Annotated in this window: 23 protein-coding genes; 2 read left to right on the top strand and 21 right to left on the bottom strand. The window is 67.1% G+C overall.

The features are described from left to right. Nucleotides 1–109 precede the first annotated feature (109 nt). The 16 genes from ACIOSY_RS04145 to prmC form a co-directional block, all read right to left on the bottom strand. Entirely contained in the window at nucleotides 110–913 is an 804-nt protein-coding gene (locus ACIOSY_RS04145) for a PP2C family protein-serine/threonine phosphatase (RefSeq protein ID WP_400849473.1), read from the bottom strand. A gap of 78 nt (nucleotides 914–991) precedes the next feature. Next, on the bottom strand, nucleotides 992–1,975 hold the full coding sequence (locus ACIOSY_RS04150) for an aldo/keto reductase (protein WP_400849476.1): 984 nt from the start codon (nucleotides 1,973–1,975) through the stop codon (nucleotides 992–994). Between the two features lie 98 nt (nucleotides 1,976–2,073). Next, nucleotides 2,074–2,898 (bottom strand): large exoprotein, encoded by an 825-nt coding sequence (locus ACIOSY_RS04155; protein WP_400850909.1) that lies wholly within the window; start codon nucleotides 2,896–2,898, stop codon nucleotides 2,074–2,076. 136 nt (nucleotides 2,899–3,034) lie between these two features. Further along, complete coding sequence (locus ACIOSY_RS04160) at nucleotides 3,035–3,790, bottom strand: YaaA family protein (RefSeq protein WP_400849479.1); 756 nt, start codon at nucleotides 3,788–3,790, stop codon at nucleotides 3,035–3,037. Nucleotides 3,791–3,867: 77 nt separating this feature from the next. Then, nucleotides 3,868–4,128, bottom strand: a complete 261-nt coding sequence (locus ACIOSY_RS04165; protein WP_400849482.1) for a F0F1 ATP synthase subunit epsilon — start codon at nucleotides 4,126–4,128, stop codon at nucleotides 3,868–3,870. A gap of 2 nt (nucleotides 4,129–4,130) precedes the next feature. Continuing rightward, complete coding sequence (gene atpD, locus ACIOSY_RS04170; protein ID WP_400849485.1) at nucleotides 4,131–5,585, bottom strand: F0F1 ATP synthase subunit beta; 1,455 nt, start codon at nucleotides 5,583–5,585, stop codon at nucleotides 4,131–4,133. A 23-nt stretch (nucleotides 5,586–5,608) separates the two neighbouring features. After that, nucleotides 5,609–6,505, bottom strand: coding sequence for a F0F1 ATP synthase subunit gamma (locus tag ACIOSY_RS04175; protein WP_400849488.1), 897 nt, complete (start codon nucleotides 6,503–6,505; stop codon nucleotides 5,609–5,611). A gap of 20 nt (nucleotides 6,506–6,525) precedes the next feature. Further along, nucleotides 6,526–8,166, bottom strand: coding sequence for a F0F1 ATP synthase subunit alpha (gene atpA / locus ACIOSY_RS04180; protein WP_400849491.1), 1,641 nt, complete (start codon nucleotides 8,164–8,166; stop codon nucleotides 6,526–6,528). Nucleotides 8,167–8,213: 47 nt separating this feature from the next. Beyond that, nucleotides 8,214–9,002 carry a F0F1 ATP synthase subunit delta gene (locus ACIOSY_RS04185; RefSeq protein WP_400849494.1) on the bottom strand — a complete coding sequence of 263 codons (789 nt, stop codon included), beginning with the start codon at nucleotides 9,000–9,002 and terminating at the stop codon, nucleotides 8,214–8,216. Then, nucleotides 9,002–9,559, bottom strand: coding sequence for a F0F1 ATP synthase subunit B (locus tag ACIOSY_RS04190; RefSeq protein ID WP_400849497.1), 558 nt, complete (start codon nucleotides 9,557–9,559; stop codon nucleotides 9,002–9,004). Before ACIOSY_RS04190 ends, ACIOSY_RS04185 begins: the two co-directional genes overlap by 1 nt. A 27-nt stretch (nucleotides 9,560–9,586) precedes the next feature. Then, nucleotides 9,587–9,823 carry an ATP synthase F0 subunit C gene (atpE, locus tag ACIOSY_RS04195; RefSeq protein WP_042541851.1) on the bottom strand — a complete coding sequence of 79 codons (237 nt, stop codon included), beginning with the start codon at nucleotides 9,821–9,823 and terminating at the stop codon, nucleotides 9,587–9,589. A gap of 43 nt (nucleotides 9,824–9,866) precedes the next feature. Next, nucleotides 9,867–10,649 carry a F0F1 ATP synthase subunit A gene (gene atpB / locus ACIOSY_RS04200; RefSeq protein ID WP_400849500.1) on the bottom strand — a complete coding sequence of 261 codons (783 nt, stop codon included), beginning with the start codon at nucleotides 10,647–10,649 and terminating at the stop codon, nucleotides 9,867–9,869. Nucleotides 10,650–10,784: 135 nt separating this feature from the next. Continuing rightward, complete coding sequence (locus ACIOSY_RS04205; protein ID WP_400849503.1) at nucleotides 10,785–11,315, bottom strand: hypothetical protein; 531 nt, start codon at nucleotides 11,313–11,315, stop codon at nucleotides 10,785–10,787. Beyond that, nucleotides 11,315–12,484 (bottom strand): MraY family glycosyltransferase, encoded by a 1,170-nt coding sequence (locus ACIOSY_RS04210; protein ID WP_400849506.1) that lies wholly within the window; start codon nucleotides 12,482–12,484, stop codon nucleotides 11,315–11,317. Before ACIOSY_RS04210 ends, ACIOSY_RS04205 begins: the two co-directional genes overlap by 1 nt. Next, entirely contained in the window at nucleotides 12,481–13,194 is a 714-nt protein-coding gene (locus ACIOSY_RS04215) for an L-threonylcarbamoyladenylate synthase (RefSeq protein ID WP_400849509.1), read from the bottom strand. The genes ACIOSY_RS04210 and ACIOSY_RS04215 overlap by 4 nt, the downstream gene beginning before the upstream one ends. Nucleotides 13,195–13,263: 69 nt before the next feature. Further along, the gene (prmC, locus tag ACIOSY_RS04220; RefSeq protein WP_400849511.1) at nucleotides 13,264–14,124 is read right to left on the bottom strand and encodes a peptide chain release factor N(5)-glutamine methyltransferase; all 861 of its coding nucleotides are present in this window, start codon (nucleotides 14,122–14,124) and stop codon (nucleotides 13,264–13,266) included. A gap of 98 nt (nucleotides 14,125–14,222) precedes the next feature. On the opposite strand from prmC, the gene cysK reads away from it, so the two are divergent. Both cysK and epsC read left to right on the top strand, forming a co-directional pair. Further along, complete coding sequence (gene cysK, locus ACIOSY_RS04225; RefSeq protein WP_400849514.1) at nucleotides 14,223–15,161, top strand: cysteine synthase A; 939 nt, start codon at nucleotides 14,223–14,225, stop codon at nucleotides 15,159–15,161. A gap of 10 nt (nucleotides 15,162–15,171) precedes the next feature. After that, a complete protein-coding gene (epsC, locus tag ACIOSY_RS04230; RefSeq protein ID WP_400849517.1) occupies nucleotides 15,172–15,735 on the top strand; it encodes a serine O-acetyltransferase EpsC in 564 nt (187 codons plus the stop codon). Nucleotides 15,736–15,745: 10 nt separating this feature from the next. Here epsC and ACIOSY_RS04235 read toward each other — a convergent pair whose 3' ends face one another. The 5 genes from ACIOSY_RS04235 to ACIOSY_RS04255 all read right to left on the bottom strand — a co-directional run bounded on the left by ACIOSY_RS04235 (nucleotide 15,746) and on the right by ACIOSY_RS04255 (nucleotide 21,594). After that, nucleotides 15,746–16,153 carry a hypothetical protein gene (locus ACIOSY_RS04235; RefSeq protein ID WP_400849520.1) on the bottom strand — a complete coding sequence of 136 codons (408 nt, stop codon included), beginning with the start codon at nucleotides 16,151–16,153 and terminating at the stop codon, nucleotides 15,746–15,748. A gap of 32 nt (nucleotides 16,154–16,185) precedes the next feature. Beyond that, a complete protein-coding gene (gene prfA, locus ACIOSY_RS04240) occupies nucleotides 16,186–17,265 on the bottom strand; it encodes a peptide chain release factor 1 (protein ID WP_400849523.1) in 1,080 nt (359 codons plus the stop codon). Nucleotides 17,266–17,276: 11 nt separating this feature from the next. Beyond that, on the bottom strand, nucleotides 17,277–19,187 hold the full coding sequence (gene rho, locus ACIOSY_RS04245; RefSeq protein ID WP_400849526.1) for a transcription termination factor Rho: 1,911 nt from the start codon (nucleotides 19,185–19,187) through the stop codon (nucleotides 17,277–17,279). Nucleotides 19,188–19,357: 170 nt separating this feature from the next. Further along, nucleotides 19,358–20,293 carry a homoserine kinase gene (gene thrB, locus ACIOSY_RS04250; protein ID WP_400849529.1) on the bottom strand — a complete coding sequence of 312 codons (936 nt, stop codon included), beginning with the start codon at nucleotides 20,291–20,293 and terminating at the stop codon, nucleotides 19,358–19,360. After that, nucleotides 20,290–21,594 (bottom strand): homoserine dehydrogenase, encoded by a 1,305-nt coding sequence (locus ACIOSY_RS04255; RefSeq protein ID WP_400849532.1) that lies wholly within the window; start codon nucleotides 21,592–21,594, stop codon nucleotides 20,290–20,292. The genes thrB and ACIOSY_RS04255 overlap by 4 nt, the downstream gene beginning before the upstream one ends. Nucleotides 21,595–21,611 lie beyond the last annotated feature (17 nt).

A 21,611-nucleotide genomic window follows, 5' to 3' on the forward strand; every position in this document is an offset into this window, starting at 1 on the left:
GCGACGTGGCGAGGCGGGAGTAGCGGGAAGCACGATCGGCAGCGGGTCCATGCCCACCATACGATCGCATCGACGTCATGCGATCGGCGTTGCCCACAGGCTCCCGGTGTTAGGAGTCCGAAACGTCAGATGTGGAGGACGAGTCGCCCGCGTCGGAGACCTGAACCACGACGATGGTGACGTTGTCACGCCCGCCGTTCTCCAGAGCCGCCGCCAGCATCGCGTCGACGGCCGGGCCCGGTTCGGCATTCTCGCGAAGGAAGTGCTGGATGCCGTAGTCCGTGAGTTCTTTGGTGAGCCCGTCAGAGCAGATCACGAAGCGATCGCCCGCGCGCAGGTCGATGGTCAGGTAGTCGGGGGGCGTGAGTTCGCTCGCCCCGACGGCACGGGTGATCACGTTGCTGTACGGATGTCCCTCGGCCTCTTCCGGACTGAGCTTGCCGGCTGCGATCAGCTCCTGCACGACCGAGTGGTCGGTGGTCACCTGGACGAGCCGATCATCGCGCAGAAGGTAGACGCGCGAATCTCCGATGTTCAACGAGACCCAGTGCGGCTCGTCGCCCTCGAACTCGAGGAACACACCCGTGAGCGTGGTCCCGGTGCCCTCATCCGTCGTCTCGGGATGGTCGGCGATGTCTCCGACCGCGAGTTCCAGCGCCCGCTCGATCCGAGGCCGGGCGACAGTACCGTCGGTGACGATCGTCTGCAGTCGCTCCACCGTGCTCCGGCTGGCGATCTCTCCGCCCGCGTGCCCGCCCATGCCGTCGGCGACGATGAACAACGGGTACTCCGCGAGGAACGCATCCTGATTCGTGTCCCGACGTCGACCCTGATCGGTCTTCCCCGCCCACGAAACCACCAGCGGACGCTGCGCGACCGTGACGCTGTGCGTCGTCGTTGTCGTCTCAGCCACGTGCTGCCTCCGATGGTCCCACGGCGGATCGGGCGGCCGCGAGGTACTCACACATCGTAGTCGACTCCTGTCGCGCGCTCACACTTGCGCTCCGGGATCAGCCGGAAGCGGGAACATCTGATCGATCGCTGCCAGATCCCCCTCGTCCGGCCTCCAGGCATCGCCCGCCTGGGCGTTGGCCTCGACCTGCGCGGCCGATGTAGCGCCGGCGATCACGCTCGAGACCGCCGGTCGCGCGAGGAGCCAGCCGAAGGTGGCCTGCAGCATCGTGATCCCGCGATCATCGCAGAAGGCACCGAACGCATCGAGCGCGTCCCAGGGCGCGTTCTCCCACACGTGACGACGCGTCGACATGATGCGACTCGCGTCCGGCCCGCCCTCTCGAGTGAACTTGCCCGTGAGGAGACCGTTGTGCAGGGGGAAGAACGGGAAGAATCCCAGCCCGTATCGTTCGACAGCGGGCAGAACTTCGCGTTCTGCCGCGCGCGCGAGCAGCGAGTAGTGGTTCTGTGCGGAGATGAATCGTCCGGACGACCGCGCTGCAGAGGTGAACTCGGCCTCCGCGATCTGCCATCCGGCGAAGTTCGAGTGGCCGTAGTAGCGGATCTTGCCTTCGCGGACGAGTTCGTCGAGTGCATCCGTCGTCTCGGCGATCGGAGTCTCGGGGTCGGGAAGGTGCAGCTGGTAGAGGTCGATCCAGTCGGTCTGCAGACGACGGAGCGACTCCTCGACAGCGCGGCGGACATACCTCCGCGAACCGCGACCCGCGGGGAAGTCGTACCCCATGTCGCGCTCGTGGCCGAACTTGGTGGCCAGCACGACGCTGTCACGGCGACCCTGAAGGGCCTCGCCCATCAGCGTCTCGCTGGTACCGGCGACGGCCCCGTACATGTCTGCGGTGTCGAACAGTGTGATGCCGTTCGCGATCGCTGCGTCGATCACCTCACGGGTGCCGTCGAGCGTCTCGGTGGCCGTCCCCGCTCTGCCGAAGTTGTTGCACCCGAGCCCGGTGGCGGATACGAGGAGTCCGGATGCGCCGACCCGGCGCTGCGACATGGCCATGCGTTCCACGTTAGCCCAGGTGCAGTGGGGCGGCGCAGCGGCGCCCCACGACGCAGCAGAGCCCCCGACCGAAGTCGAGGGCTCTGCCGTCAGGAGTATCAGGCCGGAGGCTGCGTGGGATCCGTCGGCGGAACCGGCGGAGCTGCCGGAGGTGCCGGCGGAGCGGTCGGCGGTGCCGGCGGAGCCGCCGGCGGCGTGGGAGGCGTGGTCGGCGGCACCGGCGGAGTTGCCGGAGCTCCGGTCACGGGCGCTGCCGGAGCGCCGTACCCCGGCTGTGCGGGCGGGGCGTAGCCAGGCTGTGCGGGCGGAGCGTAGCCAGGCTGCGCCGGCGGTGCGTACCCCTGCGGAGCGGGAGGCGCGTAGCCCTGCTGCGGGGCACCATAGCCCTGAGGAGCTCCGTAACCCGCCTGCGGTGCGACGGCCGAAGGCTGCGAGGGAACGCCGTCCCAGACCGTACGGTCGCCGAGGAAGCCGTTACCGGCCCACGGGGCCGGAGCGACGTTGGTGTTCCACCGCGACTTGTCGAAGGCGTTGATGCCGAGCCAGACGAGCGACAGGAAGATGTACAGGACAACCCAGACGGCATCCTTCTGCAGCTTGAGACCGACCCGCCATGCGGCGAGGACGGACAGCACGGCCATCGCGAGCGAGAACAGCGCGCCGATGCCGATCCAGGACAGCAGAACCGTTCCACCGATGCCGTAGAGCACCAGCCACGGGCTGAGATCGCCGAGCTTGAAGAACACCATCGTGTTGTAGACCGGAACCCATGCGCGCCATCCGCCCTGGACGCCGGCCTTCTGGAAGATCTTCATGTAGAAGAGCGCGGACACCACATAGACGATGACCGAGAAGAGGAAGATGAAGAAGCCATATGCGAGGAGCAGGCCGATATAGCCCGATCCGTAGTCGTCGTAACCCATGAGACTCACATTTCTTTGGTCTCGGGAGACGACTCTCGTCCCCCGGTACGAAGCGACCGCTCCGCAGTGGACATGCTAGCGGTGTCCTGAGATTCCCAGCAACGACCCACGCGGCAATCGGGCGTACCGACATGCCTCACTCGTGGACGACGAGCTCCAAGACGTCAGCGTCGGCCGTGTCGCGAAGCACCACGCCTCGCTTCGTCGCCCAGTTCCGCAGGCTCCGCCGGGAGGCGATCCAGGGTCGGTCCTCCGCGAGGGCTCGCACGAGCAGGCCCTTGGACTTCTTGTTGAAGTGGTTGAGGGCACGCGTGCCCGCAGCATCGTCCGTGACGACACGAACGTAGGCGGAAGCGGTGGATGCGGGGATCGGCCCGAGCGCGGCATACGCCTCGCTGCGCAGATCGAGCACGAACTCCGGGGCGGCATCGGCGATCGCCGCCGTGGTCACGTCGGCCCAGTGTCGACGCAGAGCGGCGAGCTTCGGCAGGGACGTCCCCGCAGCGAGACGATAGGCGGGGATCCCGTCGAGCGCTCCCACCGGCCCGAGAGGGGCGGAGTGAATCCACACGTGCTCCCCCAACCATCGTCGAGAGGGTTTCGACAGCGTCGCCGCGTCGAGTGCGTCGAACAGCACGCCCGTGTAGCGGTCGATCGCGGGCATGGTCGGCGCGCTGCGGAGCATCCTGTTGTGCTCGATGTCTCCCAGCTGACGCGCACTCAGTTTGAGCACGCGCCGCGACACCTCTTCGTCGGCCGCGAGCTCGACGAGCGCATCGATGACCTGCGTACGCGGGGTGTGCAACGACGGCAACGACAGCGCGCTCAGCTCGAGCGGCGCACCATCGCCTCCTGGGCGCTTGGTCTCAGAGGGCGGGAGCAGGATCTTCACAGGGCCTCGCTGAATACAGATGCGTCCGCCTCGGAACCCGGTGAACGGGTCCGAGGCGGACGCATCGAGTCGAACTCTTAGGCGATGAGAGCCGCGTTACCGGCGACGATGGTCAGAACGTTGCCCTCCATGGAGAGGAATCCGTCCTGTGCATTCGCCAGCACCTTGGAGCCATCGGTCTGAGTGATCCGGACCTGACCTTCGGCGAGGATCGCCAGCACGGGCTCGTGACCCGACATGAAGCCGATCTCACCCTCGACGGTCTTGGCGATCACGAGGCTCGCCTCACCGGACCAGACCTCCGCGTCCGCGGAGACGAGGCTGACATTGAGGGCCATGATCAGCCGTTCTCCTTCTGGATCTTCGCCCACTGCTCTTCGACGTCGTTGATACCACCGACGTTGAAGAAGGCCTGCTCGGCCACGTGGTCGAAGTCACCGCGGGTGATCGCATCGAACGACTCGATGGTCTCCTTGAGCGGAACCGTCGAACCCTCGACACCGGTGAACTTCTTCGCCATGTAGGTGTTCTGCGAGAGGAACTGCTGGATGCGACGTGCACGCGACACGACGATCTTGTCTTCCTCGGAGAGCTCATCGACACCGAGGATGGCGATGATCTCCTGCAGTTCCTTGTTCTTCTGGAGGATCTGCTTGACCGTGGTCGCAACGCGGTAGTGGTCCTCGCCCAGGTAGCGGGGGTCCATGATGCGCGACGTCGAGGTCAGCGGGTCGATGGCCGGGTACAGACCCTTCGACGCGATCTCACGAGAGAGCTCGGTAGTGGCATCGAGGTGGGCGAAGGTGGTCGCCGGAGCCGGGTCGGTGTAGTCATCGGCCGGCACGTAGATCGCCTGCAGCGAGGTGATCGAGTGACCACGCGTCGAGGTGATGCGCTCCTGGAGGAGGCCCATCTCGTCGGCGAGGTTCGGCTGGTAACCCACGGCGGACGGCATGCGGCCGAGCAGCGTGGAGACCTCGGAACCGGCCTGCGTGAAGCGGAAGATGTTGTCGATGAAGAGCAGGACGTCCTGCTTCTGCACGTCGCGGAAGTACTCCGCCATCGTCAGCGCGGACAGCGCGACGCGAAGACGCGTTCCCGGCGGCTCGTCCATCTGGCCGAACACGAGGGCGGTCTTGTCGAAGACACCCGCCTCTTCCATCTCGTGGATGAGGTCGTTGCCCTCACGGGTGCGCTCACCGACACCGGCGAACACCGACACACCACCGTGGTCCTGCGCGACGCGCTGGATCATCTCCTGGATGAGGACGGTCTTGCCGACACCCGCTCCACCGAACAGACCGATCTTTCCACCCAGAACGTACGGGGTGAGGAGGTCGATCGACTTGATGCCGGTCTCGAACATCTGGGTCTTGGACTCCAGCTGGTCGAAGTTCGGCGCCTTGCGGTGGATGGGCCAGCGCTCGGTCACTTCGAACGTCTCGCCGGGCTCGAGGTTGAGCACCTCGCCGATGACGTTGAACACCTTGCCCTTGGTCACGTCGCCGACGGGGACCGAGATGGCCTCACCGGAGTCGCGAACTTCCTGGCCGCGGACGATGCCGTCGGTGGACTTCAGTGCGATGGCGCGCACCAGGTCGTCGCCGAGGTGCTGAGCGACCTCGAGCGTGACCTCGGTGGACTCCTCGCCGATGACGATCGTGGTCTTCAGCGCGTTGTAGATGTCGGGGATCGAGTCGTGCGGGAACTCGATGTCGACAACCGGACCGTTGACGCGTGCGACGCGCCCGACGACCGCGGTCGCCGACTGGTCAGCCGTAGCGGTGGGGGTCATTTCTTCGTCTCTTTCCTGATGGTCTATTTGCTCGAGAGAGCGTCGGCCCCGCCGACGATCTCGGCGATCTGCTGCGTGATCTCCGCCTGGCGCGCGTTGTTGCGCAGACGGGTGTAATCGGTGATGAGCTTGTCGGCGTTGTCGCTGGCCGACTTCATCGCCTTCTGCGTCGCCGCCTGCTTGGCCGCAGAGGACTGCAGAAGCGCGTTGAAAACGCGGCTCTGGATGTACACCGGCAGGATCGCGTCGAGAACGGTCTCGGCATCCGGCTCGAACTCGTACAGCGGGTAGACGGTGCTACCGGCTTCCGACTCGTCGGCCTCCGCGATCTCCAGCGGAAGCAGACGGACGGACTCCGGCGACTGCGTCATCATGCTGACGAAACGGTTGAAGACGAGGGTGATCTCATCGACGCCGCCGTCTGCTCCCCCACGGGAGAACGATTCGAGCAGCACCTGCGAGATCTCTTCGGCGGTGTGGAACGACGGCGTGTCGGTGTCGCCCGTCCACTCCGCGGCCGCGGCGAGACGCCGGAACTGGAAGTATCCGACGGCCTTGCGACCGACGAGGTAGAACACCGGCTCCTTGCCCTGCCCACGCAGGAGCTCCGCAACCTCGAGACCCTCACGGAGGATCTGCGAGTTGAAGGCTCCTGCCAGACCGCGGTCCGACGAGAAGATCACGACCGCGGAGCGGGTGATGTTCTCGGGCTCGCGGGTGAGCGGGTGATCGACATTCGAGTGCGTCGCGACGGCGGACACGGCCCTCGTCACGGCTCGCGCGAAGGGAGTGGACGCTTTGACGCGTGCCATCGCCTTCTGAATGCGCGAAGCCGCGATGAGTTCCATCGCCTTCGTGATCTTCTTGGTCGTCTGAGCAGAACTGATCTTCTGCTTGTAGACCCTGAGTTGAGCGCCCATGAATTCAGTACCTCACGCGATTACGCGCGACGACCCTTGACGATCTTCTCCTGGTTGACATCGTCCACCTCAGCGGCGGCGTGCTCCTCGTGGCCCGGGGCGCCGATGGCCTGCCCCTTGCCACCCTGGAACTCCAGGATGAACGCATCCGTGTGCTTCTCGAGCTCTGCGACCGTGTCGTCGTCGAGGACGTTGGTGTCGCGCAGCGTGTCGAGCACCGAAGTGTTGCGACGCAGGTAGTCGAGCAGTTCGCGCTCGAAGCGCAGCACGTCTTCGACCTCGATCGTGTCGAGCTTTCCCTTGGTTCCGGCCCAGATCGAGACGACCTGCTCCTCGACGGGGTACGGCGAGTACTGCGGCTGCTTGAGCAGCTCGGTCAGACGCGCGCCGCGGGAGAGCTGACGACGGGACGTGGCGTCGAGGTCGGAAGCGAACATCGCGAAGGCCTCGAGCGAGCGGTACTGCGCAAGCTCCAGCTTCAGCGTTCCGGAAACCTTCTTGATCGACTTGACCTGAGCGTCACCACCGACTCGCGAGACCGAGATACCCACGTCGACCGCCGGACGCTGGTTGGCGTTGAAGAGGTCGGACTGGAGGAAGATCTGGCCGTCGGTGATCGAGATCACGTTGGTCGGGATGTATGCCGAGACGTCGTTGGCCTTGGTCTCGATGATCGGCAGACCGGTCATCGAACCGGCACCGAGCTCGTCGGAGAGCTTGGCGCAACGCTCGAGCAGACGGGAGTGCAGGTAGAAGACGTCACCCGGGTATGCCTCGCGGCCCGGCGGGCGGCGCAGGAGGAGCGACACGGCGCGGTAGGCCTCAGCCTGCTTCGACAGGTCGTCGAAGATGATGAGGACGTGCTTGCCGCCGTACATCCAGTGCTGGCCGATGGCCGAACCGGTGTAGGGGGCGAGGTACTTGAAGCCTGCGGGGTCGGATGCGGGAGCCGCCACGATCGTGGTGTACTCCAGTGCGCCGGCCTCTTCGAGCGCGCCCTTCACCGAAGCGATGGTCGAGCCCTTCTGGCCGATGGCGACGTAGATGCAACGAACCTGCTTGTTGACGTCGCCCGAGTCCCAGTTGGCCTTCTGGTTGATGATCGTGTCGATCGCGATCGCCGTCTTACCGGTCTGGCGGTCACCGATGATCAGCTGACGCTGGCCACGGCCGACGGGGATCATCGCGTCGATCGCCTTGATGCCGGTCTGCATGGGCTCGTGGACCGACTTGCGCTGCATGACGCCGGGCGCCTGGAGCTCGAGAGCACGGATTCCCTCGGTCGCGATGGCGCCGAGTCCGTCGATCGGGTTTCCGAGCGAGTCGACGACGCGACCCAGGTAGCCGTCACCGACGGGGACGGAGAGGACCTCACCCGTGCGGGTGACTTCCTGCCCTGCCTCGACACCGGTGAAGTCACCGAGGACGACCACACCGATCTGGTGCTCGTCGAGGCTCAGGGCCAGGCCCTTGGTGCCGTCGCCGAAGGTCACGAGCTCATTCGCCATGACACCGGGCAGTCCTTCGACGTGCGCGATGCCATCGGCGGCGTCGATGACGGTGCCGACCTCCGTCGCCGCGGCCCCAGTGGGCTCGTAGGCGGCGGCGAAGTCCTTCAGCGCGTCACGGATGACGTCGGGGCTGATCGATAGTTCTGCCATTGTCTTCCCTTTGTATCTGGGTGCGCGGTTCCCCGCGCGAAGTCGTGTTAGCCCGCGAGCTTCTGGCGAAGATCGGCGAGACGTGCGGAGATGCTGCCGTCGATGACGTCATCGGCGATCTGCACGCGCAGGCCTCCGATGACCGTAGGGTCGATGACCACGTTGAGTGCGACCTGGCCGTCGTAACGCTGCGAGAGCGCGTCGCTGAGACGAGTCCGCTGCGCTTCGTTCAGCTCGGTTGCACTGTAGACCGTCGCCACTACGCGGTTGCGCTGGGCGGAGACGATACGCATAGCGCGATTCAGCAGCTGACGAATCCGCCGATCACGCGGCTGACGCACCAGGGAGGAGACGATCAGAGCCGCAGGAGCGCTGGTCGAGCCGGAGAGCAGTCGCTCCACCAGCGTGACCTTGGCGTCCTGGCTGCCCAGACGACCGCCGAGAGCGAGTTCGAGTTCCGCGTTGGCCGCGATGACACGAGAGAAGCCGAAGAGCTCGCCCTCGATGTCGGCACCGGCGTCGGCGATGGCCGCCGCGCGGATCGCGAGTTCCTCGATCCCGTCGACGAGCTGGCTCGCGTTCGACCAGCGTTCGGCGACGACGGCCTTCACGACCGTCTGCGTGCTCGCGGAGAATGCTCCGAAGACCGCGGTCACGACGTTCTCACGAGCCGCGGCAGGAGCCGACGGATCGGCCAGCGCGCCGCTCAGCTGGGACGACTCTCCCACGGCGTGCGCGACAGCGAAGAGCTCCCGGGCGGTGTCGAGGGTGACGTCCTTCGCTGCGGCAAGCGCCTGAGTGGATGCCGCGAGTGCCTGAGTGGTCGCGCTGCCCATTACTGAGCCGCCTTCTCGGATGCTTCGAGGTCGGCGAGGAACCGATCGACGACCGCCGTTGCACGTGCGTCGTCGGACAGCGTCTCACCGACGACGCCACCGGCGAGGTCGATGGCCAGCGAGCCGACCTCGCTGCGGAGCGAGACGAGAGCGGTCTGACGCTCGGCCTCGATCTGCGCGTGCGCGGTGGTGGTGATGCGTGCGGCCTCGGTGGTCGCAGCGTCCTTCGCCTCGGTGACGATCTTCTTGCCGTCCTCACGGGCGGCCTCTCGGATCTCTCCGGCTTCGGTACGCGCCTCAGCGAGCTGACGCGTGTACTCCTCGAGTGCCGCCTCTGCCTGCTTCTGCGCTTCGTCGGCCTTGGCGATGTTGCCCTCGATGGCAGCGGAGCGCTCGTCGAGCATCGCGGTGAACTTCGGAAGAGCAACCTTCCACACCACGATGAGAATGACGACGAACCAGAGGCCCGACCAGATGATGTCGTACCACGCGGGGATCAGCGGGTTGTGAGTCGCCTCACCCTCTGCCGCGAGGTTCGTGACAAGAGCGTTCAGCATCCTGTCTCCTTCAGAAGTCGGTAGAGATTACGGGAAGGGGATGAATCCGACGGCGATGCCGACGAATGCAAGCGCCTCGGTGAAGGCGATACCGATCCACATGAGGACCTGAAGGCGGCCGGCCAGCTCGGGCTGACGAGCGACACCCTCGATGGTCTTGCCGACGACGATACCCACGCCGATGGCCGGACCGATCGCTGCGAGGCCGTAGCCGACCGAAGCGAGGTGACCGTTGATGTCTGCGAGAACCGTAGTTGCGTCCACGGGGTTTTTCCTTTCGTTGGGTGGGTGGCCGGAGCCGACCCGCTCAGTGCTCTTCTGCGACCGCGAGCTGAATGTAGACCGCGGTGAGGACGGTGAAGACGTATGCCTGGAGAACGGCGACCAGAATCTCGAAGAGAGTGAAGGCGCCGCCGAAGGCGAGGGTTCCGACACCGAGAGCGGCCCAGCCGCCACCTGCGGTGAAGAAGAAGAACTGGGTGGCCGCGAAGCACAGCACCAGGAGCATGTGTCCGACGACCATGTTCATCAGGAGTCGGAGCATCAGGGTGACCGGACGGATGATGAAGGTCGAGAGGAACTCGATCGGGGTCACGATGATGTACACCGGCCACGGCACACCCGCGGGGAACAGGGCGTTCTTGAAGAAGCCACCGGGGCTCTTCTTGATACCCGCGTAGATGAAGGTGACGTAGCTCACGAGTGCGAGCGTCAGCGGCACGGCCGCGATGCTGGTTCCGGCGATGTTCAGGAACGGGATGATTCCCGTGATGTTCATGAACAGCACCATGAAGAAGATCGTGGTGAGGATCGGGAGGAAGCGGTCGCCGTCCTTGCGTCCGAGCAGGTCGTGCGCGATGTTTCCGCGGACGAATCCGAGGCCCATCTCGACGACGCTCTGGAACCGCCCGGGGATGACCTTCATCCGGCGCGTGCCGAGGACGAGGATCAGAACGACCGCGACGACCGCGATGAACTGCACCAGGTGGATTCGGTGGACCGGAACGCCGAAGGCGTTGAAGAGGATCTCCGGGAAGAACTCGTCGATCGAAGGTCCGTGGAACTCGCCATCAGTGGCAAGTCGTGGCATCAGGGTCGCAGCAAGATTGAACAGCGCGGGCTCCAGCTTCGGGGCACCGGTCAAAACCGGGGCGACGATGGTCGGTGTGCTTCACAGCGCAAGCGCTCGCGAGGGAGCGGCGGGCACGTGCCAACACTATCAGAATCAGAGGCCCCGCGAGTCCGCCTGGCCCGTGTCCGTGCGGTCTTCCGGGGCGACGGTGGGCGCTCCGGGCGCCCGGTCCTCCGGTATTTCGGTCGGGAGGGAGATGTCACTCACGTTCGGAAGGCGCATCCGTGTGAGAACGAGTACGTCGATCACGAGCGACATGACGACGCCCGCGACGATCGACAGGAAGAAGACCATCGGATGGATCCACGGCTGACCACTGAGCACGATCATGACCACGATGAACACGCCGAGCTTGAGCAGCCATCCGCCCAGCACGATGGCGAAGAAGAACTGCACGTAGAGGGGGTCTCCGTACCAGCGGTTGGCGATCAGGATGCTGATCCCCGTGATGGCCAGGAAGAGCACGGCGAGAAGGACGCCGAGGAGGCCGCTGATGAGCCCCTCCCCCTGTCCGACGAGGTAACCGACGACGCCCGCCACGATCGCGAGGACCACCGTCGCGATACCGGACCAGATCAGGGTTCGGCGAAGGATCGGTGTGCTGGAAACGGGGCTCGGGCTCATCAGGACTCCACGGAGGTCGGGTCGGGTGCTGCGGGCGCCGGCGGCTTCGCGCGACGAGAGGGTATGAGAGTGACGATGAGGCACGCGGCGATTCCCACCACGCCGAAGAGGACTCCGGGGATGTACTGCCCCGGCCAGTCCTCGCGCGCGCCGACGTACATCAGCAGCACGGCGAGCGAGATGACGGTCGTCCATGCGTAGAAGATCAGAACCGCATCACGATCCCGGTGCCCGAGGTCGAGCATGCGGTGGTGCAGGTGCTTGCGATCCGGGGAGAACGGCGACTTTCCGGCGTGCATCCGACGCAGCACCGCCAGCCCGAAGTCGAGCAGCGGAAGGAGCACCACCATCAGCGGCAGGAGGATCGGGATGAATGCACCGAGCAGCTGAGACCGACCGAGTCGCTCGGGGTCGAGCGCGGACGGATCCATCTGCCCGGTGATCGCGATCGCCGACGTCGCCATGAGCAATCCCAGCACGAGGGCGCCGGAATCACCCATGAACAGCTTGGCGGGGCTCCAGTTCCACGGCAGGAATCCGAGGCATGCGCCGATCAGGACCGCCGCGATGAATGTGGAGAGGTTGAAGTAGTTCGACGCACCCGAGTCGCGCGTGAAGATGTAGGAGTAGGCGAAGAAGACGCCGTTCGCGATGAGGCAGACGCCGGCGACGAGACCGTCGAGGCCGTCGATGAAGTTCACCGCGTTCATGACGACGACGATCGCGAACATGGTGATCGTGATGCTCAGCCAGCTCGAGAAGACGATGAGGTCGCCGAAGGGCAGCGAGAGGATCTGGAGCCCGCCCCCGATCGTGAGGATCGCGGCCGCGACGAACTGCGCGCCCAGCTTGATCATCCAGTCGAGGTCCCACAGATCGTCGAGCACACCGATGACCGCGATCAGGAAGGCGGCGGCGAGGATCGACCACATCGTCTGCGGAGGCATCCAGATCGTCTGGAAGAACGGGTTGGCCGCCGAGACGACCATCACCGTGGCGATGCCGAGGAAGATCGCGACGCCACCCAGCCGCGGAGTCGGCGTGGTGTGCACGTCACGATCACGGATGCTCGGGTAGAGCTTGAACCGCAGGCTCAGTTTCCAGACGGCCCCGGTGAGCACGAAGGTGATCGCCGCGGTCAGGAGGATCGTGAAGAGATACTGCGTCACGAATCCTCGCCCTGCCGTTCGGTCGACGGCTCGGGCGCGGGCTCCAGAAGATCTCCGAGGACTTCGAGGAGTTGCTCGCGCGTGACGGCTCCGTCGCGGAGGATGCGAACGCGGCCCGGTTCCGCGCCGTCGCCGCGGGTGACGAGCGAGGTGGCGTCGACGATCGTCGATGCCACGCCGTCGCGGCTCATCCCGTCGGCGAGATAGACCGCGACGGACTCGCCGAGCATCTTCTCGGCGTCGTAGGCCGAGATCGCGGCGGCCTTGCCGGTGAGGTTCGCGCTCGACACGGCGAGCGGGCCGGTCTCGGCCAGCAACTCGAGCGCGACTCGCCCCTGCGGCATGCGCACGGCGACCGTGCCGCGGGTCTCGCCCAGGTCCCATACGAGGGACGGCTGTGCGGGGAGCACGATCGTCAGACCTCCGGGCCAGAACGCATCGACCAGGCGCTCCACCGGCTCGGGGACGGACTCGGCGAGAGCCGCGAGCGTCTCCTTGCTCCCGATCAACACGGGAGGCGGCTGGTCGCGCCCCCGGCCTTTCGCGTCGAGCAGCCGCTGGACCGCGGCGGGAGAGAAAGCGTCGGCGGCGACGCCGTACACGGTGTCTGTGGGCAGGACGATGAGTTCACCGCGGCCGATCGCCTGGCGCGCGTGACGCATACCGGCGAGCAGCTGCGCCTCGTCGCCGCAGTCGAAGATGGAGGACATGTCGCATCGATTCTACGTGAGGGCCGCGACGTCCGCCGCTTCAGACGCGAACGGCCATGGTCGCGCGCGCTACGGCCGCAGCGCGGTGGTCGCGCGGTCGCGCGACGTGAGGTCGCGGTGGGTCGCCGCCGCTCGCCATCCGTCGCCGGTGAGGATGCCGCGGATGTCCTCCCCCTGGAGCTCACCGTGCTCGATGACCAGCAGACCGCCGGGGCGCAGGAGCCGCAGAGCCGTCTTGCTGAGCGTGCGAACCAGATCGAGGCCGTCGACACCGCCGTACAGCGCCATCGCAGGGTCGAACAGCCGCACTTCCGGGTCGCGCGGAATCGCATCGTCCGGCACATACGGGGGGTTGGAGATCACGACATCCGCCGTGCCGGAGAGTTCGGGGAAGGCATCCGCCATGTCGGCGAGCACCAGCGTGAGGTTCTCGACGCCCGCCGTGTTCCTGCCGGCCCACGCATGGGCATCGGGAGACAGCTCGGCGGCGTACACCCGGGAGTGCGGTACCTCGGTGGCCATCGCGAGGGCGATCGCCCCGCTCCCCGTTCCGAGGTCGATCCCGATCGGCTGCGCATGCGGCGCATTGAGGAGTGCGTCGATCGCGTGCTGCACCACCATCTCGGTCTCGGGCCGCGGCACGAAGACTCCGGGCCCGACGGCGAGTTCGAGATGACGGAAGGGCGCCGTCCCCGTGATGTGCTGCAGGGGCTCGCGCGCCTCGCGACGCGTCGTCACCTCCTGCAGCAGCTGCGCATCGGCCTCCGACAGCGAGTCGCCGCGCACGACCGCCGCCTGCACTTCGCCGCGCCGCATCCCCCGGATATGACCGACGAGGAGCTCGGCGTCGACCAGCGGGTCCGGCACTCCTGCATCGGCGAGGCGCTGGGCCGTTGCGCGCACCGCGGCGGCGAGGGAGATGTCTGGCATCACTCCAGCGTAGAGTGCGCACGGCTGTCACATTGATGCCCGCCGTATCCTCCTCCCATAGGCTGGAATCGCAGCGAACCGCAAAGGAAGGCTTCACCATGCCCGGGATCCACACAGACATCACGACCGCGGTCGGCAACACGCCGCTCGTCCGACTGAACCGCGTGACCGAGGGTCTCGGCGCCACGGTTCTCGCCAAGCTCGAGTTCTACAACCCGGCGTCGAGCGTGAAGGACCGCATCGGCATCGCGATGATCAACGCGGCCGAGGCATCCGGCGAGCTGAAGCCGGGCGGAACGATCGTCGAGTCCACCAGTGGCAACACCGGCATCGCGCTGGCGATGGTCGGCGCGGCCCGGGGCTACAAGGTGATCCTCACGATGCCCGCTTCGATGTCGAAGGAGCGCCGTGTGCTGCTGAAGGCGTTCGGTGCCGAGATCGTCCTCACCGACCCGACCAAGGGCATGAGCGGAGCGATCGAGATCACGAAGCAGATCGTGGCCGACACTCCGGGTGCGGTGTGGGTCCGTCAGTTCGAGAATGCGGCCAACCCTCAGATCCACCGGGAGACGACCGCGCAGGAGATCCTGCGCGACACCGACGGAAAGGTCGACATCTTCGTCGCGGGCGTCGGCACCGGCGGGACCATCACCGGCACCGGTCAGGCGCTCAAAGCTGCGAACCCCGACGTGCAGGTCATCGCCGTCGAGCCCAAGGACTCCCCCGTGCTCAGCGAGGGCCGCCCCGGCCCCCACAAGATCCAGGGCATCGGACCCAACTTCGTTCCGGCGATCCTCGACCGCGACGTCATCGACGAGGTCATCCCGGTCGAGTTCGACGACGCGATCCGCGTGGCGCGCGAGCTCGCCGCCCGCGAAGGCCTCCTCGTCGGAATGTCATGCGGTGCCGCCACCTGGGCAGCGCTGCAGGTCGCCGCTCGCCCCGAGAACGCCGGCAAGACGATCGTCGTCATCCTTCCCGACACCGGAGAGCGCTACCTCTCGACGGCACTCTTCGAAGATCTCCGCGAGGACTGACGCCCACCCCATGATCGGTCGAATGCGCGAGGACATCGCGGCAGCACGCCTTCGAGACCCTGCGGCGCGCAACGCGGCGGAGGTCGCGCTGCTGTACCCGGGGATGCACGCGATCTGGGCGCACCGGCTCTCGCATGCACTGTGGCGACGACGATTGCGATTCCTCGCGCGGGCGAATTCGCAACTCGCGCGCTGGTTCACCGGGATCGAGATCCATCCCGGCGCGCGCATCGGCCGCCGCTTCTTCATCGACCACGGCATGGGCGTGGTGATCGGCGAGACGGCCGTGATCGGCGACGATGTGATGCTCTATCACGGGGTCACGCTCGGGGGCCGTTCGCGCGCCTCCGGCAAGCGGCATCCGACAATCGGCGACGGCGTGGCCGTCGGCGCGGGGGCCAAGATCCTCGGACCGGTGACGATCGGCGGTGGCTCGGTCGTCGGCGCGAACGCCGTGGTCACCCGCGATGCTCCCGCCGACAGCGTTCTCGTCGGGGTTCCCGCCAAGCCGCGCCTGCGCACGACGGGTGAAGACACGCGAGCACTGCTCACCGTGCCCGACTACTCCATCTGACGATCCCGCGTCACGCGCGGCGTGCGCGCTTCTCAGCGACGCGACGCTTGAGGAAGATCATCGGCAGGAGCACCGAGCCGAGCGCGGTGACCACCCAGACGATGACCGATCCGAGGATCCACCCGGCGGCGTCGACGATGCGCAGACCCCCGATGGGCAGGAGCACCACGATGATCAACGCGATCAGGGTGGAGACGATGCCGATGCCGCCCAAAAGGACCGGGGCGTAGCGATCGGCGATCTTGGTGATCCATGGCGACAGGATGCTCTGCAGCAGCGTGAAGATGAGGATGCAGATCACGAAGCCCCACCACTTCGACCACTCGATCTGGAAGCCGTCGAGCGCCAGATCGGCGGCGATCAGGCCGAGTCCCGCCGACACGATGTAGAGGAGGGCGCGGAAGAGGAATGTGATCACGCGCTGAGCCTAGCGCTCAGCGTCGTCGATGATCAGGAATCCGAACCGACCGCGGCGAGACGCGCCTCTTCGTCGGTGGCGATGGCGGACTCGATGATCGGCCCCAATGCGCCGTCCATGACCTGGTCGAGGTTGTAGGCCTTGAAACCGGTGCGGTGATCCGCGATGCGGTTCTCCGGGAAGTTGTAGGTGCGGATGCGCTCCGACCGATCCATTCCGCGGATCTGCGAGCGCCGGGCATCCGATGCCGCCGCGTCGAGCTCTTCCTGCTGCTTCGCGAGGAGACGCGCGCGCAGCACGCGCATCGCCGCTTCGCGGTTCTGCAGCTGGGACTTCTCGTTCTGCATCGAGACCACGATGCCCGTCGGCACGTGGGTGATGCGCACGGCGGAATCCGTCGTGTTCACCGACTGCCCCCCGGGACCGGACGAGCGGAACACGTCGATCTTGAGATCGTTCTGGTTGATCGCGATCTCGTCGGGCTCGTCGACCTCGGGGAACACGAGGACCCCGGTCGTGGACGTGTGGATGCGCCCCTGGGACTCCGTGGCGGGCACCCGCTGCACGCGGTGCACGCCGCCTTCGTACTTGAGGTGCGCCCAGACGCCCTGCGCAGGGTCGGTGGACGACCCCTTGATCGCAACCTGGACGTCTTTGTAGCCGCCGAGGTCGGATTCGGTGCGCTCGAGGAGCTCGGTCTTCCAGCCCTTCGACGCGGCGTACTGCACGTACATGCGAAGGAGGTCGGCGGCGAACAGCGCGCTCTCGGCACCGCCCTCCCCCGCCTTGATCTCCATGATCACGTCACGGGCGTCGTCGGGGTCGCGGGGAATGAGCAGGCGCCGCAGCCGCTCCTGCGCCTGCTGCAGTCCCTCTTCGAGCGACGGGACCTCGGCCGCGAACGCCTCGTCCTCGCGGGCGAACTCGCGCGCGGCATCGAGATCGTCAGTTGCGGCCGCCCAGGCGTCATACGCGGCGACGATCCGCGACAGCTCGGCGTAGCGGCGATTGACGCGCTTCGCACGAGCAGCGTCGGCGTGCACCGCCGGGTCGGAGAGTTCCTCCTGCACCCGGCGGTGTTCGTCGATCAGAGCCTGGACGGACTCGAACACGTCTGCTCCGCTCAGCGGATGTTGTTGTCGTGCACGCTGGAGGTCGGCGCGGGGATCGACTTCTGCATCTGCACGAGGAACTCGACGTTGGAGTGCGTCTCCTTGAGCTTGCCGAGCACGACTTCGAGGGCCTGCTGGGTGTCGAGACCCGCGAGGGCGCGACGCAGCTTCCAGGTGATCTTCACTTCATCGGACGACATCAGCATCTCTTCGCGACGCGTGCTCGACGCGTTGACGTCGACGGCCGGGAAGATGCGCTTGTCGGCGAGAGCGCGCGAGAGGCGCAGCTCGCTGTTGCCGGTGCCCTTGAACTCCTCGAAGATCACGTCGTCCATCTTGGAGCCGGTCTCGACGAGCGCCGTCGCGAGGATGGTGAGCGACCCACCGTTCTCGATGTTGCGGGCGGCACCGAAGAAGCGCTTGGGCGGGTACAGCGCCGACGCGTCGACACCACCGCTGAGAACGCGGCCGGATGCCGGTGCGGCGAGGTTGTACGCACGGCCGAGGCGCGTGATCGAGTCGAGCAGCACGACGACATCGCGGCCCAGCTCGACGAGGCGCTTGGCGCGCTCGATCGCCAGCTCGGCGACCGTGGTGTGGTCTTCGGCGGGGCGGTCGAAGGTCGAGGCGATGACCTCGCCCTTCACGGTGCGCTCCATGTCGGTGACCTCTTCGGGGCGCTCGTCGACGAGCACGACCATGAGGTGGACCTCGGGGTTGTTCTGCGCGATCGCGTTCGCGATCTGCTGCAGGACGATCGTCTTGCCGGCCTTGGGCGGAGCGACGATGAGACCGCGCTGGCCCTTTCCGATCGGAGCGACGAGGTCGATGATGCGCTGCGTGAGCTTCTCGGGGACGGTCTCGAGGCGCAGACGCTCCTGCGGGTACAGCGGGGTGAGCTTGCCGAACTCGACGCGCGTGGCCGCGTCGTCGATCGACAGGCCGTTGATCGAGTCGACCTTCACGAGCGCGTTGTACTTCTGACGCCCGGGCTGCTCGCCCTCGCGCGGCTGCTTGATCGAGCCGACGACCGCGTCGCCCTTGCGCAGGTTGTACTTCTTGACCTGGCCGAGCGAGACGTAGACGTCGCTGGGTCCGGCGAGGTAGCCGGTGGTGCGCACGAACGCGTAGTTGTCGAGCACGTCGAGGATACCCGCGACGGGGATCAGCACGTCGTCCTCACCGATCTCGGTGTCGAACTCGTCGGTCGGGGCACCGGTGGTGCGACGCTTGTTGCGCTGGCGGTTGCGGTTGTTGCCGCCGCCCTGCTCATCGTCGGCGGAGGGCTGTGCCTGCTGCTGCTCGGGCGCGCCGCCGTTCTGGCCACGACCGCGGTTGCGGCTGCGGTTGCGGTTACGGCTGCGGCCGCCCTGGTCTTCCCCACCGTCGGCGGAGTCGGAGGAATCGGCTGCGGGAGCGTTGTCGGCCGGGGCGGACTCCGCAGGAGCGGACTCGGTCGCGGAGGACTCGGCGTCTGCCGCGGCCTTCTTGGGGGTGCGGCGACCGCGGCCGGTGGTCTTGGGCGCGGCTTCCGACGACGCGTCGCCGGCCGACTGGCCGTTCGATGCCTCGGCGGGCGCTGCGGGGGCATCCTGAGCAGCCGGAGCCTCGGCGGCGGGGGCGTCGGCAGGAGCCTCGGCGTCGGCCTTCTTGGCGCGGCTGCGGCGCGGGGCCTTCGCCTTCGGTGCAGCTTCGGCAGCAGCGTCGGCGCTTCCGGCGTCGGCGGCGGCGGATGCCGGAGCCTTCGCCGTGTCTGCCGCCGGTGCCGCGTCGGCCGTCGCAGCGGCCTTCTCGGCCTTCGCTGCGGCGGTGGCCGTGGTCGCACGGCGCGGTGCGCGCTTGCGTGCCGGCGCCGTCGTGGGTGCATCGGCCGTCGCGGCCGAAGCGGTCTGATCGTTCTGGGTCTCGGAGAGGTTCTCCACGAGTACTCCCTTATATGTCTCGGGAAATATGAGCGGTCCACGCACGCAACGGGTGCTGCGCGCGATCGCACGGGCTGACGCTCGGCGTCAGCCGGCCTTTGGGCACTTGTGCCGTGGGATTGACGTGCGGGTCTTGCAAGAGTTGCAATGGGGCCAGATTCACGAAGACGTTACGTGGAGCCCTCCGCTCGATCCCCCACTGTACCACCACGCACATCGACCGCGAGCAGCAGAGCGTCCCACGGAGTGTCGGTGACACGAGCGGCGAGCTCGACGGCATCCTGGCGGCTTCCCGGCCCGTCTGCGAGCACCAGCACGCTGGGTCCTGCACCCGAGACGACGGCCGCGAATCCGGCCGCGCGCAGAGCCTGCACCAGGTGCTGCGTCTCGGGCATGGCGCCCGCACGGTAGTCCTGATGCAGTCGATCGGCCGTCGCGTCGAGCAGCAGTTCCGGACTCTGCATGAGCGCGGCGATGAGCAGCGCCGAGCGCGACACGTTGAACACGGCATCCGCCGTCGACACCTGCGGGGGCTGCAACGATCGGGCCTGCGACGTCGACATCGTGTACGCCGGAACCAGCACGAGGGGCGAGACGCCGCGATGCACCAGCAGCTTCTTGTGCTGGGCGCCGCGCTCCCCCATCCACGCGATCGTCAGACCGCCGAACAGTGCGGGGGCGACGTTGTCGGGGTGCCCCTCGAGCTCGGTGGCCAGCCGCAGCAGATCGGTGTCGCCGATCTCGACGTCTCCGGCGAGCAATCCCTTGGCGATCAGCACGCCGGCGACGACCGCGGCACCCGACGAGCCCAGGCCGCGGCCATGGGGAACGCCGTTCTCCGCGACGATCCGCAGACCCGGCATCGGGCGCTGCACATCGGCGTACACATGCTGGACGGTGCGCACGATCAGGTTCGACGCGTCGCGCGGGATCTCTTCGGCACCCGAGCCCGAGACTTCGATCTCGAGTTCGCCGGCGGGCAGCTCGGTCACGACGAGCGAATCGTAGATGCTCAGCGCCAGGCCCAGGGTGTCGAACCCCGGACCGAGGTTCGCACTCGTCGCCGGGACCCGGACCTCGATGGTGCGGCCCGGTGCCACCGTCATTCGCCTTCCACGCGCAGCACCGACACCACGCGCTCGACGACGGAGCTGTCGGCGAGGGCGGCGACGGCGGCGCTCAGCGCCTGCTCGGCCGCGCGGTGCGTACCGATGATGAGGCGTGCGGTGCGCTCGTCTTCCCCTTCGACAGTCTGCACGATCGTCGCGACCGAGACACCGCCGTCGCTGAGGATGCCTGCGACCGTGGCGAGCACGCCCGTGGCGTCGGCGACCTCGAGGGTCACCTGGTAGCGGGTGGTGACGTGACCGATCGGAACGACGGGGAGGTTCGCTCGCGTGGACTCGCCCACGCCGACGCCGCCGGCGATGTGGCGACGCGCCGCGGAGACGACATCGCCGAGCACCGCGGAGGCGGTCTGCACGCCACCGGCTCCCGCGCCGTAGAACATCAGTGAACCGGCGGCCTCCGCCTCGACGAAGACCGCGTTGTTGGCTCCGTGCACCGAGGCCAGCGGGTGCGATTGGGGCACGAGCGCCGGATAGACGCGCACCGAGATCGACTCCGTGCCGTCGACATCGAGACGCTCGCACACCGCGAGGAGCTTGATCACGAAGCCGGCGGCGCGCGCCTCTTCGATCATCGAGGCGGTGACCGACGTGATTCCCTCGCGGTAGACCGCGTCGAGCGGCACGGCGGTGTGGAAGGCCAGGCTCGCGAGGATCGCGGCCTTCTGCGCGGCGTCGTAGCCTTCGACGTCGGCGGTCGGGTCGGCTTCGGCGTATCCGAGGCGCTGCGCGTCGGCGAGGACATCGCCGAAGTCGGCGCCCTCGGTGTCCATGCGATCGAGGATGTAGTTGGTGGTGCCGTTGACGATTCCCATGATGCGCACGATGCGGTCGCCCGCGAGCGAGTCACGCAGGGGGCGGATGATCGGGATCGCACCGGCAGCGGCGGCCTCGTAGTGCACGGATGCTCCGACACGGTCGGCGGCCTCGAAGAGCTCGGGGCCGTGCGTGGCGAGAAGCGCCTTGTTGGCCGTCACGACGTCGGCGCCGGACCCGATCGCCTGGAGGATGCTCGTGCGGGCGGGTTCGATGCCGCCGATCAGCTCGATGACGATGTCGGAGCCGAGGATGAGGGATTCGGCGTCGGTCGTGAAGAGTTCACGCGGCAGATCGACGTCACGCGGCGCATCGATATCGCGCACGGCGATGCCCGCGAGCTCGAGCGACGCACCTGCGCGGTCGGCGAGCTCGTCACCGTGGCGCAGCAGGAGGTCGGCGACCTGGGATCCGACCGCTCCGGCGCCGAGAAGCGCCACTCGAAGTCGTCGGTACTCAGTCATTGTTGCTCCTTCGGGGG

It is taken from the genome of Microbacterium sp. NPDC087665, assembly GCF_044743285.1.
GTDB lineage: Bacteria > Actinomycetota > Actinomycetes > Actinomycetales > Microbacteriaceae > Microbacterium.

Bases quoted from the DNA above. Each gene is read 5' to 3' on its own strand.
- ACIOSY_RS04150 (WP_400849476.1), bottom strand. From the start codon at position 1,975: ATGGCCATGTCGCAGCGCCGGGTCGGCGCATCCGGACTCCTCGTATCC.
- ACIOSY_RS04155 (WP_400850909.1), bottom strand. From the start codon at position 2,898: ATGGGTTACGACGACTACGGATCGGGCTATATCGGCCTGCTCCTCGCA.
- ACIOSY_RS04165 (WP_400849482.1), bottom strand. From the start codon at position 4,128: ATGGCCCTCAATGTCAGCCTCGTCTCCGCGGACGCGGAGGTCTGGTCC.
- atpD (WP_400849485.1), bottom strand. From the start codon at position 5,585: ATGACCCCCACCGCTACGGCTGACCAGTCGGCGACCGCGGTCGTCGGG.
- ACIOSY_RS04175 (WP_400849488.1), bottom strand. From the start codon at position 6,505: ATGGGCGCTCAACTCAGGGTCTACAAGCAGAAGATCAGTTCTGCTCAG.
- atpA (WP_400849491.1), bottom strand. From the start codon at position 8,166: ATGGCAGAACTATCGATCAGCCCCGACGTCATCCGTGACGCGCTGAAG.
- ACIOSY_RS04185 (WP_400849494.1), bottom strand. From the start codon at position 9,002: ATGGGCAGCGCGACCACTCAGGCACTCGCGGCATCCACTCAGGCGCTT.
- ACIOSY_RS04190 (WP_400849497.1), bottom strand. From the start codon at position 9,559: ATGCTGAACGCTCTTGTCACGAACCTCGCGGCAGAGGGTGAGGCGACT.
- atpB (WP_400849500.1), bottom strand. From the start codon at position 10,649: ATGCCACGACTTGCCACTGATGGCGAGTTCCACGGACCTTCGATCGAC.
- ACIOSY_RS04205 (WP_400849503.1), bottom strand. From the start codon at position 11,315: ATGAGCCCGAGCCCCGTTTCCAGCACACCGATCCTTCGCCGAACCCTG.
- ACIOSY_RS04215 (WP_400849509.1), bottom strand. From the start codon at position 13,194: ATGTCCTCCATCTTCGACTGCGGCGACGAGGCGCAGCTGCTCGCCGGT.
- prmC (WP_400849511.1), bottom strand. From the start codon at position 14,124: ATGCCAGACATCTCCCTCGCCGCCGCGGTGCGCGCAACGGCCCAGCGC.
- cysK (WP_400849514.1), top strand. From the start codon at position 14,223: ATGCCCGGGATCCACACAGACATCACGACCGCGGTCGGCAACACGCCG.
- epsC (WP_400849517.1), top strand. From the start codon at position 15,172: ATGATCGGTCGAATGCGCGAGGACATCGCGGCAGCACGCCTTCGAGAC.
- thrB (WP_400849529.1), bottom strand. From the start codon at position 20,293: ATGACGGTGGCACCGGGCCGCACCATCGAGGTCCGGGTCCCGGCGACG.
- ACIOSY_RS04255 (WP_400849532.1), bottom strand. From the start codon at position 21,594: ATGACTGAGTACCGACGACTTCGAGTGGCGCTTCTCGGCGCCGGAGCG.